At 37.4% G+C, this 16,394-nt stretch carries 13 protein-coding genes, 2 tRNA genes and 1 pseudogene; 8 read left to right on the forward strand and 8 right to left on the reverse strand.

Annotation, left to right across the window (positions count from 1 at the left end; genetic code table 11):
* Positions 1–136: 136 nt before the first annotated feature.
* The 6 genes from rseP to HAV12_RS00215 all read left to right on the forward strand — a co-directional run bounded on the left by rseP (position 137) and on the right by HAV12_RS00215 (position 4,895).
* Positions 137–1,480 carry an RIP metalloprotease RseP gene (gene rseP / locus HAV12_RS00190; RefSeq protein ID WP_171567963.1) on the forward strand — a complete coding sequence of 448 codons (1,344 nt, stop codon included), beginning with the start codon at positions 137–139 and terminating at the stop codon, positions 1,478–1,480.
* 83 nt (positions 1,481–1,563) lie between these two features.
* A tRNA-Asn gene (locus HAV12_RS00195) sits at positions 1,564–1,637 on the forward strand.
* Between the two features lie 38 nt (positions 1,638–1,675).
* Positions 1,676–1,749 (forward strand) — tRNA-Asn (locus tag HAV12_RS00200).
* Positions 1,750–2,704: 955 nt separating this feature from the next.
* On the forward strand, positions 2,705–3,562 hold the full coding sequence (locus HAV12_RS00205) for a helix-turn-helix transcriptional regulator (RefSeq protein ID WP_171567965.1): 858 nt from the start codon (positions 2,705–2,707) through the stop codon (positions 3,560–3,562).
* 82 nt (positions 3,563–3,644) lie between these two features.
* Positions 3,645–4,262: a bifunctional 2-polyprenyl-6-hydroxyphenol methylase/3-demethylubiquinol 3-O-methyltransferase UbiG gene (locus tag HAV12_RS00210; protein WP_171567966.1), complete on the forward strand. Its 618-nt coding sequence runs from the start codon at positions 3,645–3,647 to the stop codon at positions 4,260–4,262.
* 210 nt (positions 4,263–4,472) lie between these two features.
* Positions 4,473–4,895 carry a helix-turn-helix domain-containing protein gene (locus HAV12_RS00215; RefSeq protein WP_171567967.1) on the forward strand — a complete coding sequence of 141 codons (423 nt, stop codon included), beginning with the start codon at positions 4,473–4,475 and terminating at the stop codon, positions 4,893–4,895.
* A gap of 257 nt (positions 4,896–5,152) precedes the next feature.
* Here HAV12_RS00215 and HAV12_RS00220 read toward each other — a convergent pair whose 3' ends face one another.
* The 4 genes and pseudogenes from HAV12_RS00220 to HAV12_RS00235 form a co-directional block, all read right to left on the reverse strand.
* A complete protein-coding gene (locus HAV12_RS00220; protein ID WP_171567968.1) occupies positions 5,153–6,679 on the reverse strand; it encodes a hypothetical protein in 1,527 nt (508 codons plus the stop codon).
* Positions 6,680–6,709: 30 nt separating this feature from the next.
* Positions 6,710–7,390, reverse strand: a complete 681-nt coding sequence (locus HAV12_RS00225; RefSeq protein WP_171567969.1) for a hypothetical protein — start codon at positions 7,388–7,390, stop codon at positions 6,710–6,712.
* Positions 7,391–7,894: 504 nt separating this feature from the next.
* Positions 7,895–8,704, reverse strand: a pseudogene (locus HAV12_RS00230) (KilA-N domain-containing protein).
* A gap of 175 nt (positions 8,705–8,879) precedes the next feature.
* On the reverse strand, positions 8,880–10,076 hold the full coding sequence (locus tag HAV12_RS00235) for an aminopeptidase C (protein ID WP_171567970.1): 1,197 nt from the start codon (positions 10,074–10,076) through the stop codon (positions 8,880–8,882).
* A gap of 233 nt (positions 10,077–10,309) precedes the next feature.
* Here HAV12_RS00235 and HAV12_RS00240 point away from each other — a divergent pair, with 233 nt between their 5' ends.
* Both HAV12_RS00240 and HAV12_RS00245 read left to right on the forward strand, forming a co-directional pair.
* The gene (locus HAV12_RS00240; protein WP_171567971.1) at positions 10,310–11,107 is read left to right on the forward strand and encodes an AraC family transcriptional regulator; all 798 of its coding nucleotides are present in this window, start codon (positions 10,310–10,312) and stop codon (positions 11,105–11,107) included.
* Between the two features lie 78 nt (positions 11,108–11,185).
* Positions 11,186–12,046 (forward strand): CPBP family intramembrane glutamic endopeptidase, encoded by an 861-nt coding sequence (locus tag HAV12_RS00245; protein WP_171567972.1) that lies wholly within the window; start codon positions 11,186–11,188, stop codon positions 12,044–12,046.
* Positions 12,047–12,133: 87 nt separating this feature from the next.
* Here the strand turns inward: HAV12_RS00245 and pyk are convergent, their stop codons facing one another.
* The 4 genes from pyk to fabF form a co-directional block, all read right to left on the reverse strand.
* Entirely contained in the window at positions 12,134–13,567 is a 1,434-nt protein-coding gene (pyk, locus tag HAV12_RS00250; protein WP_171567973.1) for a pyruvate kinase, read from the reverse strand.
* Positions 13,568–13,572: 5 nt separating this feature from the next.
* Positions 13,573–14,061: an IPExxxVDY family protein gene (locus tag HAV12_RS00255; RefSeq protein ID WP_171567974.1), complete on the reverse strand. Its 489-nt coding sequence runs from the start codon at positions 14,059–14,061 to the stop codon at positions 13,573–13,575.
* 125 nt (positions 14,062–14,186) lie between these two features.
* Positions 14,187–14,927 (reverse strand): ribonuclease III, encoded by a 741-nt coding sequence (gene rnc / locus HAV12_RS00260; RefSeq protein WP_171567975.1) that lies wholly within the window; start codon positions 14,925–14,927, stop codon positions 14,187–14,189.
* 8 nt (positions 14,928–14,935) lie between these two features.
* Positions 14,936–16,189, reverse strand: coding sequence for a beta-ketoacyl-ACP synthase II (fabF, locus tag HAV12_RS00265; RefSeq protein WP_132032577.1), 1,254 nt, complete (start codon positions 16,187–16,189; stop codon positions 14,936–14,938).
* Positions 16,190–16,394 lie beyond the last annotated feature (205 nt).

The raw sequence follows: 16,394 nt of genomic DNA on the forward strand, positions 1-16,394 counted from the left end.
AAGGCATCTGCCCAAAAGGAGAAATCTAAATGTTTATTAATTAACAAACATTTAAAACCTTATGTATTATCTTGCACTATCAAATTAAAATAGAAACGTTACTTTTGTGCGTTAAATTACGAACTAAAAATACAAAATGGATATAGTTATCAAACTCTCTCAATTTCTATTGAGTTTATCTTTACTTATTATTCTTCACGAATTAGGACATTTTATTCCTGCTAAATTATTTAAAACAAGAGTCGAAAAATTTTACTTATTTTTTGATGTTAAATATTCTCTTCTTAAAAAGAAAATCGGCGAAACAGAATACGGAATCGGATGGTTACCGCTTGGAGGTTATGTAAAAATCTCCGGAATGATTGACGAAAGCATGGACAAAGAACAAATGGCCCTGCCTCCGCAACCTTGGGAATTTCGTTCTAAACCGGCCTGGCAGCGTTTGATTATTATGCTGGGAGGTGTTACGGTAAATTTTATCCTTGCATTTATTATCTACATCGGAATGGCATTTGCTTACGGCGATACTTATGTAGCGAACAGTGATCTGAAAGACGGTATTCTGGTTGAAAATCCGGTGATGCTTAAAGCGGGTTTTAAAACGGGAGATAAACTTGTTGCTATAGACGGTAAACAAGTGGTTAATTTTGACAGTGATTTAAACATGAACATCATCATGGGTAAACACATATTGATTGAAAGAGACGGAAAACAGCAAACACTTACTATGCCAACTGATTTTGTAGATCAGTTATCGAAACACGAAAAAGGTCTTTTGGTATCAATTCGTACACCTTTTGCGATAAAAGATGTTCCTGCTGAATCTGCCAATAAGGAGCTGAAATCAAAAGATTTAATTGTCAGCATCAACGGTCAACAGGCAAAATACTACGATCAGGCAGTTACTATTTTAGCAAACAACAAAGGAAAAACAATTCCGGCTGTTGTTTTACGTGATTTAAAGCAAACTCCTGTTACCCTAAAAGTAGATAAGAACGGAAAATTGGGTGTTGTTGCAGGTGGCGTTGATTTATCTTCTTTAGAAAAATTAGGCTACTATAAAATAAGCACTAAAGAATATAGTTTCCTGGAATCTATTCCGGTTGGACTTGAAAAAGGTAAAGACCAGTTAGTAGGTTACGGAAAACAGCTTAAAATGATTTTCAATCCGGAAACCAAAGCGTACAAACAAGTAGGTGGTTTTGCAGCAATTTTTAACATTTTTCCGAGTTCATGGAGCTGGAAAGTGTTCTGGTCGATCACGGCTTTATTGTCAATTATGCTTGGTGTTATGAATTTATTGCCAATTCCTGCGCTTGACGGAGGTCACGTGATGTTTTTATTATACGAAATAATCAGCGGCAGAAAACCGAGCGATAAATTCTTAGAGAACGCCCAAATGGTTGGTTTCGTTTTACTTATAGCACTGCTTTTGTTTGCTAACGGAAACGATATCTACAAGGCAATTGTAGGCAGATAAAAATAATTGAGAAAAAGTGCTAAAATATTTTTGCGAAATTAAAAAATCAACTATATTTGCACTCGCTAAAAAGAGCAACAACTTCCTCCTTAGCTCAGTTGGTTAGAGCATCTGACTGTTAATCAGAGGGTCCTTGGTTCGAGCCCAAGAGGGGGAGCAACTTTTTTTAGCAAACATATTTACCTTTAAGGTGATTCCTTCTTAGCTCAGTTGGTTAGAGCATCTGACTGTTAATCAGAGGGTCCTTGGTTCGAGCCCAAGAGAGGGAGCAGAAAAGACTATCAGAAATGATGGTCTTTTTTTTGTTATATATGTCAACCATATTATTAGTCCAGTTTATCATTTCGACCGAAGGGAGAAATCACACCAGATGATCGACAAAGATTGGCGATTTTAGGAACGGAGTTTCTTGTGTGATTTCGATCGAAGGGAGAAATCAAATCAAATGGTCGACATAGATTGGCGATTTTAGGAACGGAGTTTCTTGTGCGATTTCTCCTTGCGTCGAAATGACACCAGTTGATCGACAAAGATTGGCGATTATAGTTACAGGGTTTCGTGTGTCATTTCGACCGAAGGGAGAAATCACATTATATTGTCGACAAAGATTAGTGATTATAGTTACGGAGTTTCTTGTGTGATTTCTCCTTACGTCGAAATGACACCAAGCGATCGACAAAGATTGGAGATTATAGTTACGGAGTTTCTCGTGTGATTTCTCCTTGCGTCGTAATTGACACCAGACGATCGACAAAGATCGGAGATTATAGTTCCTGTGTCATTTCGACCGAAGGGAGAAATCACACCAGATGATCGACAAAAATTGGCGATTATAGTTCCTGTCTCATTTCGACCGAAGGGAGAAATCACACCAGATGATCGACAAAAATTGGCGATTATAGTTCCTGTCTCATTTCGACCGAAGGGAGAAATCACACCAGATGATCGACAAAAATTGGCGATTATAGTTCCTGTCTCATTTCGACCGGAGGGAGAAATCACACCAGATGATCGACAAAGATTGGCGATTTTAGGAGCGGAGTTTCTACTGCTATTTACTTCGTCTGTTCGCTATCGCTCGGGTCTCCCTTCGGTCGAAATGACACACAACATTAAATGAACTTACACCACTTATATGGTAAAAAAAACTACAGCGTTTCCGGTCTAATTTCTCCTTACATCGAAATCGCAATGTTTTGTACATTTGTACAACATCAAAAACAAATGGAAAAAATCCCCGTTCGGCGTATCGATGCAACTTCTAACAAATCTGATTCTTTTCAGCATTTCAGCATTCGGGATCTTGCCGATTTGCTTTCGGGAAAAGATATGGTGCAGCCCTTACACCGGCATGATTTCTTTCATATCCTGGTTTTAGAAAAAGGAAAAGGCCTTCATGCTATTGACTTTAAAAAGTATGACGTAAAAGATAACAGCGTGTTTTTGATCCGTCCCGGACAGGCACATGGTTTGGAATTAAAAGCGGACTGCTCCGGATATATGATTCAGCTGACAACTGATTTCTATTCGTCTGACGACAAAAACAACAGCTCTTTTTTACGCAAGGCAGCTTATCAGAATCACTATGCTCTTGAGGAGAACAAATTCAAAAAAGTACTTCCTGTGTTAGCTTATATTTTTGAAGAATATAAAAACCCGCAGGAGAATTATACTGAAATCATCAAAGCCAATCTTAACATTCTTTTCGTTGAACTGATTCGGGAGCAAAACAAAGATTCAAAAGAACCTGCCAATTCGTATGCGCAGGAGCGTCTGGAAGAATTTTTGGAACTTTTGGAAATTCATATTCTCACGCACAAACAAGCCTCCTCTTATGCCGAAATGCTGCATCTGACTTCTTACCAGTTAAATGCCATTACCAAAACCTTAGTAAACAAAACGGCCTCTGAACTGATTACCGAAGCCATCCTTTTGGAATCTAAACGATACCTTCTGGCCACAACCCATCAGGTCAATCAGATTGCGGGGTATATGGGGTATGAAGATGTTTCTTATTTCATTCGTTTCTTTAAGAAACATATCGGATTTTCTCCGGAAACCTTTCGGCAAAACTTCAGATAAGTTATAGCAAACTGCATTTTTGTCCTATTCGTTAAAACCGTTTTGAAAGTACTTTTGAAGCATCAATTTTAATCGAAAAAAGATGAGTCAGAAATGGGACGAAAGATACAAAGACACCGAGTTTGCTTACGGAACAGCACCGAATGCTTTTTTTAAGGAATGGCTTCCGAAATTTAAACCCGGAGCGATCTTAATGCCGGCCGATGGCGAAGGCCGTAACGGCGTGTTTGCCTCGCAGCTGAACTGGAAGGTCACTTCGTTTGATTTAAGCACTGAAGCGCAAATTAAAGCCCTGCAACTGGCCAGCGAAAACAACGTGAACTTACATTATGTGGTCGGTAATCTCGAAGCGCTTGAATTTGAAAAAGAATCGTTTGATGCGATTGGATTGATTTATGCTCATTTTTCGGCAGAAACAAAATCAGCGCTCCACAAAAAACTAAGCGAATACCTGAAACCGGGCGGCCTTATTATTTTTGAAGCGTTCAGCAAAAACCACATCGCTTTTAAAAAAGAAAATCCAAAAGTGGGCGGACCGGACAATATCGATGATTTGTTTTCTAAAGCTGAAATAGCCTCGGATTTTTCGAATTATGAAATCATAATTTTAGAAGAGGAAGAAATTAGGCTCAATGAAGGAAAATTTCATGTCGGCACCGGATCTGTTATTCGGTTTGTGGGGAGAAAAAGGAATTCCTAAATTTGGAAAGATCAATGATTGCCGCTTTGTCCGAATGATAAAATTAAACTTGCACCGCTATTTGTTTTTGTTTTATGTAAGAAAAGTTATACTTTTGTCTCGCGAGATACAAGGAAGCATTAGCCCGAATCGAATCATTATAAGTCACTAATGTAAACTTGTATCGTACAGAACCGATTATTTCTCAACAATTTTAAATATCTTTGAACTATGAGCACAGCAACAAAACCAAATCATATAGGCCGAAAAATCAGCCGTATTCGTGAACTTCGTGATATGAAGCAGGAAGCATTGGCACAGGCTTTAGGCACCAACCAACAAGCTATTTCGATTATTGAAAACAGCGAAACGGTAGATGAAGAAAAACTTATTGAAGTAGCAAAAGCTCTTGGTGTAACCGTAGATGCCATTAAAAATTTCTCTGAGGAAGCTGCTTTTAATTTTTTTAATAACATTCATGACAATGATTTTAGTCATAGCAATGGAGCAACTTTACAACCAAACAATTGTTCGTTCAATCCATTAGATAAAATGATGGAATTTATTGAAGAAAACAGAAAGCTTTACGAGCGTTTGGTTCAGGCTGAAAAAGAGAAAAATGAATATTTAGAAAAATTGTTGAAGGAGAAGTAATTCTTTTTAAAACACACCAAAACAAAAAAAGAGAGGTCTCGTCTGAAATCTCTCTTTTTTTGTTTTGGTGTGTTTTATTTACATCTCAAAGTTTTTTGAACAAAAAAGAAATTAAAAATATTTTGTTTCAAAAAGCGAAACAAAATTAAAATTTAAAAAAAATTGTTACCGTTTTTGAAACAAATTTTAATAAAAATAAATTTGTTACGGTTTCTTTTTCAGAATAAAAACTGAAAACTATTAGCTCCTTCCTATCTTTAATTTACAGTAAGTGGCGGCGGAATTATCCCTTGCGAGATGTATTTCAAACCTGAGATTCCCGGTAAAAACAAATACAAACTTCCGTCTGTACGTACAAAACGCGTCAGGTTTGGGGTTTCTGTATAAGTTCCGTTTTTATTGTAGGCAAAGACAAAATCATCCGGACTGGTATCTTCGGCCTGTGGTCCAAAAATCGGGTCTACTCCGCTATAATTTGGCGATGCATCGGGATTTCTAAAACCCCCTTGTTCTAACCAGAGCCTGGTTACAAACCGAAATTGAAAATCAAGAACGGCGCCAATAAACAATCCAACCAATCCACGTTGTATACCTGGTTTTTCACCAGGATCATAAACGGGTCCGTACGGCGATGCACGTCTTACAATCCGATGGGTTTCGGCGTTATCGTCATTGCCGGTTACGTTTATATCGTCGCGCGGGTTTGCTCTCCGAATGTGCGCTGCATAAGGACATTTCAAGGCCAGTTCATCACTGCTCTGATCACCTTGCTGGTTCGGGCTTGGCGTTAAGTAATTGAAATTCGTAAAATTAAAGTTTTTGGTACTGGGTTCTCCCAAGCTTTTATCTTCTTTGTCAGGAGATACAACGAGAGGCGTGCCGTCACGCCAGCGTCCGCACATTTTTGCAGCCATTAATTCGGGCGGAGTTTCCTTGCTGGAATGGATAAAGGCATTGAATTTGGCTTCATCCTGATACAACAATCGAAACGCCGAAAAGGTACCGTTTACCAATAAGGTATGGGCATTGTAATCCTGCGCCTGCTGGCTGATCACAAAACGATCGAGTGGTACTTTTGGCCGGTCATCGATACTGCTGATGCCCATTAATTTTCGCATTTTGGGCTTGTCCCATATAATATCATCAATGCGGGGCTGAGACAGACTGTCGCGATATCCAAAATGTACATAATCTGAATTTCCATCGACCGTAACAGGATCTGAATCCTGATAATATACCGGAATTACAGCTGGCCCTGATGGTGTTTGCGCTATCATATGCAGCAAAGCCGCATAGTATTTTTCTCTGTTTTCAGGGGTTAAAGTAAAAAGCGTTACCTGAATATGAAGCTCACTGCCATCAGCGCTTGGCGGTTCTTCTGATATCCAGCCACCGTTTTTCCACCAGTTCGCAGGAGCACTCTCTCCGGTATCACCAATTTGTCCGGCATCTTTTACTGCTCCTTTTTTAAAGGCTTTAAACACTTCGGCACTTGAACAAAGGTTTACTACATTACTATTAGCTGCACCTATAAGTTTTTCTAAACCTGAATACGTAAAACCAATATTAAGACAGTAGTCCGGTTTTTCCATGTTTTCCCATGGCTCTGCACTGGTTATCGACAAACCACCGGGAGCAGTTCCCGAAGCCAGGTCTGCACAAAACTGTTTTGCCCCGTCGGTATTTTTTATACTGAAAATAATATATCTGATATGAGGAAAATTATAGCCCCGTAATATTAATCCCTGTATGTCATTCATTTCAATTTGACTGGAATTGCTCATAGTTTATCTTCATTAAGATTAGATTCAAAATTATTCGCAATCCGGTTTTTGAGCTTTCGGAAAATTATAACTCACCTCACCCGGAACTGGTGGCCATACTTTATCGGCATTTGGATAGTTATCAATAATTTTTGCTACTGTAAGCCCCGGAAAATTGGTCCCAAAAACATATTTTCCCTTTTTATCTCCTGCTGAGAAAACCGGATCTCCAAAATTATAACGCATCAGCAAGCAGTAAAATGCTGCTGCGTTTTTAACCACCCCGCCTCTGTCTTTTCCGCTTATAAATTTTGCCGATGTTGGTCCGTCTGGGTCTACACCGGGAATTCCCTCTTCATCCATAAGATGCAACAAACCGTTTAGACCATTTACAATATCGTCTATCTTGAAGAACGCTCTGATATAATCATCAAATTGCCCGTCATAGATCGACATGACCACCAATACATCTTTTCCCGGATAAGACTGAAATCCCGGAACAGGTATTCCTGGAGTTGGAGTTCCGTCTGCCTGCGCATAAATGGTAAAATAATGTACTCCCGTTGTCTTACGGAGATCTCCGGTCGGAGCGGTTAACAAAGCTGCTGCTTCTTTAACTTTTTGAACTTCTCCCATTGCCTGGGTTAGAAAACCTTTTTTTAGGGGAATAAATAAAAATAACAGATGCTGTTGATCTGTAATGGGTACTGTGATTACTTGGGGTGTTGACATGGTTTGTTTGTTTATATGATCGCCCTACTCTGTTCCGGCTTTTCGGGAAACGCCTGTTAATGACTTAATCAAGACGAATTTAAGAACACCTAACACAACCAGTTCCAGTACTTATACGTGATTTAAAACTTGCCAATTTCCAAAAAAAATAGCGCTGCAATTGCTTGCAGCGCTATTTTTATAAAATTTGAGAATAAACTTACACTCCTAACTTCTTAGCAATCTCAGTAGGAAGCCCCCCTTTGTTTACTAATAGAGCAGTCGTTTTATATTTTACGAAATTTTTGGTTACGAATAAGAAACCTTTGTAGTCGTTTGTTTCTCCATATGTTTTTTTCGATGCACTATTTATCTAATATCAACTTCCCGACTTCAGGAAAGTGATTGATTTAAAAATTTGCTCGCATTTGAGCAATCATATAATACATGATTAATTCACTAAATGGATTTAAAAAATTTTAGAAAAAGAAACTCTCATCGTCGCTTGTTGCTCCTGATGATTTTTTATGATTTAATATTCTTTAATATCGTTGTATTTATAAGCGATTTCATTTGGTTTATAGCGATTTCATTCAGTTTTATTAATCGTTCCTCTTGTTCTATTTCTTGTTGAATTAGCATAGCATTTATACTTTCAAGATTAGACAGGACAACTAACTGTTCAATAGATGCTATATCCCTAATATTTCCTTTTTCGTTAGGATTTTCATCACGCCATTGCTTTGCTGTTTTACCAAATAAAGCAACATTTAATATATCGGCTTCATCTGCATAAATAAATTTTTTTTGATTTATTTTTAAGCTTATCGGAATTAGATTTTCTTTTATTGCATCTGTATGTATTCTATAATTAATTTTAGAGATAGTTCTTTGCAAATTCCACTCCAGCTTTTTAGTGCTATTTTCTTCTTCTTTTAAACGTTGAAATTCTTTTATTAAATAAAACTTAAACTCTGCGCTCAACCATGTGGCAAATTCAAAGGCAATATCTTTATGAGCAAACGTTCCTCCATATCTCCCCGTTTTCTAGATAATTCCGATAGCGTTAGTAGATTCGATCCATCTCTTAGGAGTTAGCGAAAAACTATTAGCCCCGGCCATATTTTTAATTCCATCGAATTCGATGGAATTAAAATCAGGATTGTTGAATTTTTCCCACAAGCCAATAAATTCAATGGTGCTTCTGTTTCTCATCCAGTTTTGTAAGATATAGTCACTACGTTCATCATCACGGTGTCTTGCAATATCTGTCAGGGAAATAAAATCCTCTTTATTATCCTCAAACAAAGCAACATCAATGCCTTTTACATTTATTTCTTATTTTTCGCCATTGTTTTTTTGAAAGAAAAGTATTAAACAATTTAGTGGCCAAATATACATCTTTATCTAAATGATTAATTTTTTTAAAAGATGAAAGTTTTAAAAAACTAAAAAAAAAAGCGCCACAATCTCTTGCAGCGCTTTTATATATTCTAAAATCAAGATAAACTTACACTCCTAACTTCTTGGCAATCTCAGCAGGAATTCCGCCTTTGTTTACCAACAAAGCGGTAGTTTTATATTTCACGAAATTTTTGGTTACAAACAAGAAACCTTTGTAGTCGTTTGTTTCTCCCCAGGAGTTTTTTACGATGTAATATTCTCTTCCGGTCTGATCTTTAGCAAGACCTATAATGTGCATTCCGTGGTCGTCTGTAGTGGTGTAATTGTCAAATGCAGCCTGACGCATTTCAGGTGTGATTTCCGGTTCCGGTTTTGGTCCGTTAAACATGTCTGCTTTTTCTTCGGCAGTCATATCATCGAATTTTTTGGTCGGAACATACGCAACACCATTTTTCCAGCTAAAGCTTTTTTCACTTACATCCGTTGCCCAGGCTACTGTGTATCCTTTTTTCAAAGCATTGTCGATAACGTCTGTCATATCGTTTACTTTTACATTGTACACCTGATCAAAAGACCAGTTGTCCGGCACAGCCATTAGTGTTTTTTGGTAATACGGCGCTGTTGTAAACGATGACATTTCGATATAATCATCAGGATTGATTCCTACTACTTCTTTCGCAAAAGATTGTGGCGTGTAATTTTTTCCTTTGTACGTAAAATTATCCGGCACTTTTCCTAAATACGAATCAATAACCGCTGCATACGCTTTTTGCCAGTTGGGTGTTAATTCTCCGTTTGGATTTTTTACCACAGCCGCCAAAACGCCTTCGATAAGCGCAGACATTTCTCCAAATTTATTTTTATCGGTTCCGTAGTTTAATCCTGTGTAGACTTCTCTAGGAACGGTTCCGTATTTTCTATACATATTAATTACATCGTGCAAGGCACCACCGTCACCCAAAGTAACTGCTCCGTGCATACGTACATAATTGATTCCTTTTTCAACATAAACATTTCTTGCCGAATAAATCTGAGACAATTCAACCGGCTGTTTTCCCAAACGAATCATTTCTGACTCTAAAAAAGAGTTGGTAGAATAACTCCAGCAGGTTCCTGAAGAGCCTTGTGTTTTTACAGAAGTTGTTCCTAAATTGATTTGTTCCGTGAATTTAAAGTTCTCTTTACTTTTATCACTCGCATTTAGTTTTAAGGAGTTTACCAAAACGTCCTGTGCAAAACAGCTGCTTGCTCCAACAAAAAATACCGAAGCCGCAAGTACCGATTTGAATGAAAATGGATTCATAAATTAATGTTTAAGGTTTGAATAAATTAGTCTGTGATGTTTCTAATTTGTTACAAAACAATTAAATTTTATGTAATTTATTGCCCTTCTGCGGTTAATATTTTCATAATCTTTTTATTAAGGCGTAAAATAGTACAAAATCTGCAAAAGCAGTTATTTTTGACAATCGGGAAAAAATAACAGTTCATAGTTTCTGAATTAGTAGTAATTTGGTTGCTGTAATTCCAACAATAATGTACGAACTCGAAAAAGAGAAATACTTAGGCAATACCAAAAACATTTACAACAACAGTCAGGGAATTGCCGTGGTAGAAACAGAGTATCAGCAGAAAGTTTTTGAAGGCTGGCACTCGCACAACAATGCTCACATTACGCTTTTCCTGAGAGGCGGCACGTCTGAAAAACGAAAAAATTCCAGTCTTGATGTCGGTCCCGGTTCGCTGTTGTTTTACCACAGCGATGAATTGCACCTGAACCATAATACGCTTTTTCCGTCTAAAAATATTAACCTCGAGATTGAAGAAAACGTACTCAGAGAACTTCAGATCAACGAATCCATTATCGAAAAATCGGTGCGGAACACCACTCTTACCAAATTTCTGATCCTTAAGATTTTTAAAGAATCCCTGGTTGCCGATACTTTTTCGGGCGATACGATCAACATGCTGTTTGCGCAACTATCCAACCCGAATGCGCATTTGGACCAATTCGAAAAAAGTCCGTTTTGGGTGAAAAGCTTAAAAGAATTACTCAACGATTGCTGGAACGAAAATCCAAATCTTCATGATCTGGCGCAGGTTTTAAATCTAAGTCCGATTACCATTTCAAAACATTTTCCTAAATATTTTGGCTGTACGCTTGGCGAATACATGCGCCGGATAAAAATAAACCGTTCGCTATCACTGATCGATTCGAAAGAAAACAATCTGACCGAAATTAGTTTTCAGTGCGGCTTTGCCGATCAGAGCCACTTTATACGGACGTTTAAAAATCAAACCGGGTTTCTTCCGAAACAATTTCAAAAATTATAGGAGAGGCAAATTTCATTCTATTTTTTGGTTTTAATGCGGGCTACATTTGTCTCATGTTAATCATTAAATCAAACTCAAATGGAAACGCTTACCGCCAAACAAAAAATATTTAATTTTCCGGTTACCAAAATCATTCTGGCCTTAGTTGTCTTTATGGCTTTCGTAATTATCGGACAGCAAATTGCCGCAAAATTACTTGGAATGACTGCCCTGAATAAAGACTTCAGAAATCTTTTTAAAGGAATTTTTGTTTCGGCCTTAGCCGTTACGAGTTATATTCTTTTCTTTACCTATTATGAAAAAAGAGCCGTAACCGAATTATCGTCAAAAAGACTGGCTCTAAATCTGATCACAGGAACTTTAATTGGTTTTGTGCTGCAGGCCCTAACGATTCTGGTAATTTACATTAGTGGAGGATTTAGTATTGTTGCCGTAAATCCGGTTTCATTTATTCTGATTCCGCTTACCGTGGCTTTTACAATTGCCATTATTGAAGAGATATTGGTTCGCGGTATTGTTTTCAGTATCATTGAGGAAAAACTGGGTACTTATATTGCCCTGAGTATTTCGGCTGTTTTATTTGGAGCCCTGCACATGGCAAATCCAAACAGCACTTTGCTTTCGGGAGTGTGTATTACGTTTGCCGGTTTCTTGCTGGGTGCCGCTTTTGTTTACAGCCGAAATTTATGGTTTCCGATTGCGCTGCATTTTGCGTGGAATTTTACCCAGTCGGGCATTTTTGGTGCGATCACTTCCGGAAACGAAAAAACCAAAAGTTTACTGGAAAGCAAAATACAGGGATCAGTCCTGTTAACCGGGGGAGAATTTGGGCCGGAAGGCAGTATACAAGCCACGCTGTTTTGTCTTATCGCAGCAATAGTGTTACTGGCTTTAAGTCACAAAGAAAACAAAATCATCAAACCTTACTGGAAAAAATAAACTACACCAATCACCAATAAAAAAGGGTCTATGAAATTTTCATAAACCCTTTTTTTAATAGGTTGTTATCGCAATAAAACGAAATGATTATTCTATTTCAGAAACTCTCATCGTATTTACCATTCCTTTATCTTTAATTGGCATTGCCGCAAGGTTAATTAAGTAATCTCCTTTTACAGCGTATCCTTTTTCAACTGCTATTCTGTTAACGTCAGTTACCGTATCATCTGTACTTTCGTCTTTATCATAGTAGTATGATTTTACTCCCCATAATAAATTCAATTGTGTTAAGATTCTTCTGTTTGAAGTAAATACCAAAATATGTGCTGAAGAAGGTCTCCACGCAGAAATCTGGAAAGCGGTATACCCACTGTTTGTTAACGTACAAATTGCTTTTGCGTTAATTTCATTCGCCAATAAAGCGGCCTGGTGACAAACTGTTTTAGTAATAAAACGTTTTGTTTTGATTTGCGGCGTATTTTGAGGAACATTGATAAGCGGAGAGTTTTCAACTGCTTCACAAATCTGAGTCATTTTCTGGATTACCTGTACCGGATAATTTCCTGTAGCAGTTTCTCCGGACAACATTACGGCATCAGCACCATCCATTACCGAGTTGGCAACGTCATTTACTTCTGCTCTTGTTGGCGTTAAACTGGTAATCATGGTTTCCATCATCTGAGTCGCAACGATAACCGGAATTCTGGCCGTTTTTGCTCTTCTGATCAGGTCTTTTTGTACTAATGGTACTTCGTGTGCAGGAAGTTCAACTCCTAAATCTCCACGGGCAACCATTAAGGCATCACAATACGCTACAATTTTATCCATGTTCTCAAGAGCTTCCGGCATTTCAATTTTAGCAATAATCGGAATTTTAACATCTGAATGTTGTGCAATCAATTCCTGTAAATCCTGTAAATCACGAGGCGTTTTCACGAATGAAAGCGCAATCCAGTCTACTTTTTGCTCAATAGCAAAAATAGCATCTGCAATATCTTTTTCAGTTAAAGCCGGTAAAGAAATCTTAGTGTTCGGAAGATTAACTCCTTTTTTAGATTTTAATTCTCCACCCTGAATTACTTTAGCTACAACTTCTGTTTTTTTATCTGTTGAAATAATTTCAAAAATAAGTTTACCGTCATCAAGCAAAATGCGCTCTCCCGGGTTCACATCATTTGGGAAATTCTGGTATTTCATGAATACTTTTGAAGCCGTTCCGATAATGTCTTCGGCAGTAGTAAAAGTGATAAGATCACCATCATTTACTACAGTTCCTTCTTCCATTATCCCCACTCTCAATTTTGGCCCCTGCAAATCTCCAAGGATTGCCGTAGTGTAACCAAACTCGTCATTAAGGCCTCTGATAATTCCAATTTTTTCTTTTACTCCTTCGTAATCAGCATGCGAAAAGTTAACTCTAAACACATTTACACCTGCGTCGATCATATCTTTGATAATCTCTCTAGTTCCACATGCAGGTCCAAGTGTGGCTACAATTTTGGTTTTTTTGTTTGTAAGCATTTTTTTTAAAAAATTAAATTGTTTTTTGACTTTATTTTGTTTGTATCCACAACATATATAGCTGCGATACTCTCTATTGCATTTAACTGTTGTTGGATTTCTGAATAATCAACAGCCTCGTCGCTGATATCGATTTTCAGGAAAAAATCTACTTTTTTGAATTCAGGAAGTAAATGAATTGTTGTAGAAACCTCACTCGTCTCATTGGAAAACAAATTCTGGAAATCATTTGTACTCACTGAAATGATTTCATTTTTATTCTGAATCAGATTCCATGAAACGGCCTTTTCAGAATCATAATAGTAAAATCTGGAAAAATTTGCTTCACCTTGCTTAGTCTGAGCGTGGATCTCGTTCTTGCTCTTACTTAAGCTTATCGGAAGTTTTTTATTGATAAAATAGGCCAGTCGGTAATCTTCTAAAGAAGTATGAATTGCCATTAAATAATAATCAATTTCGTCAAATTCGTCTAAATCCAATCTATGAATTGCCATATCATGAAAAATCAAGTTGTAAATATACTATTTCTAACGGAGCATCAATAGTTAAGATTAGCTTGTTTTTGTTAATTTATAAACGAAAACGTTGTAGCTTTAACAAAGCCATGCTATTTATGTAGTTATTTCTTATCTATTTTTTCCTGAAATGCAAAATAGGCACGCTGCGATGCTTTTTCTTCTGCTTTCTTTTTTGAAGTTGCTCTCGCTCTTGCAATTACTTTGTCGTCTATACTTAATTTTACGCCAAACAAACGTTGCCCGTCAATTCCGTTATCTTCAAAAATATCATAATGAAAGATTCTCTTTTCTTTCTGACACCATTCGATAACCAAACTTTTATAGCTAATTACTTTCCCTTCAAGTCGGGCGATATCAACATACGGAATGATGACTCTTTTTTGAATAAACTTTTCGCAAAAAGGGTATCCTCTATCCAGATAAATAGCGCCAATCAGGGATTCAAAAATATTACCATGAATATTTTCTCCAAAATGATGAATGGGCACTTTGCTTTCTACAAACCGAACTAAGTTCAGGTCTTTCCCTAATTCATTCAGATGTTCCCGGCTTACAATTTTTGAGCGCATCTTAGTCAGATAGCCTTCATCCCCATTAGGTGCCTTGTTAAACAAATGTGCTGCAATAACAGCACTTAACATGGCATCTCCTAAAAATTCTAAACGTTCGTAATTAATGGGGTGCCCGGATTCATCCAGCTTGTTAGAAGAGCGGTGTGTAAAAGCTTTCTTATAAAAACCTATCGAAGCGGGCTCAAAACCAAGTATTTTCTGAATAGTGTCAAAAAAAATCCCGTCTTCTAGAGAACGGGATTTTGAAAATATTTTTTTGATAAAATTCATAGACAAAACTAGTCAGCTAATTTTTTAAACAATACACAAGCATTGTGTCCACCAAAACCAAAAGTGTTACTCATCGCAACATTTACTTCTCTTTTCTGAGGTTTGTTTAAAGTCAGATTTAATGCAGGATCAATATTTTCATCCACAACCGTATGGTTAATCGTTGGAGGAACAATTCCGTGTTTCATTGCCAGGATAGAAGCAATTGCTTCAATAGCTCCGGCAGCACCCAGTAAATGTCCTGTCATCGATTTTGTAGAGTTGATATTGATGTTTTTGGCATGACTTCCGAAAACAGCACTAATTGCTTTTAGTTCGGCAACATCTCCTAATGGAGTAGAAGTTCCGTGAGTGTTGATGTGATCAACATCTTCAGGAGTCATTCCTGCGTCTCTTAATGTATTTTTCATTACTGCAATAACTCCAATTCCTTCCGGATGTGGTGCTGTTAAGTGGTACGCATCAGATGACATTCCGCCACCGCCAACTTCGCAATAAATTTTTGCTCCGCGTGCTTTAGCATGTTCGTATTCTTCAAGAACCAAAGCTCCTGCTCCTTCTCCTAAAACGAAACCGTCTCTGGTTCCATCAAAAGGTCTTGAAGCCGTTTCCGGACTTTCATTTCTGGTAGATAAAGCGTGCATAGAATTAAAACCTCCCATACCAGCAATCGTAATGGCAGCTTCTGAACCACCTGATACAATAACATCACACATTCCTAAACGAATGTAGTTGAAAGCATCTATTAAGGCATTTGCAGAAGAGGCACATGCAGAAACAGTAGTATAATTTGGACCCATATACCCGTTACGCATTGAAATATGCGCAGGAGCAATATCGGCAATCATTTTTGGAATAAAGAACGGATTGAATTTTGGAGTTCCGTCACCTTTAGCGTAATAAATTACTTCTTCCTGAAACGTTTCCAAACCTCCAATTCCTGCTCCCCAGATCACACCAACTCTTGTTTTGTCGATATTATCATTCGTAAGTCCGGCATCTTTAATGGCCTCATCACTTGCGGCAACAGCGTATTGGGCAAATTTATCCAATCTTCGGGATTCCTTGCGATCCATGTAATCTTCAATATTGAAGTTTTTTACTTCGCAAGCAAATTTCGTTTTATGCTTTTCTGTATCATAATACGTGATAGGAGCGGCTCCGCTAACTCCATTCAAAAGTGCCTCCCAATAATCCTGGATATTATTCCCGATAGGAGTAAGAGCACCTAATCCTGTTACAACAACTCGCTTTAACGTCATAAATATGTATTTTGTACTTTAAACAAATAAAACCCATGCTTTCTTAACTGTAGTGTTACTTTAAGAGCTATGGGTATTACAATATAAATATATCTTTTTGATTGAAAACCAATCGAATTTTAAATTTTAAAAAAATAATAACACCCGATTTCCATAAATTCCAATTTTAAAAAAACAAAACCAATTTTGGGATTTGGAATTTCAA

Source organism: Flavobacterium sp. CLA17, from assembly GCF_013112255.2.
Lineage (GTDB): Bacteria > Bacteroidota > Bacteroidia > Flavobacteriales > Flavobacteriaceae > Flavobacterium > Flavobacterium circumlabens.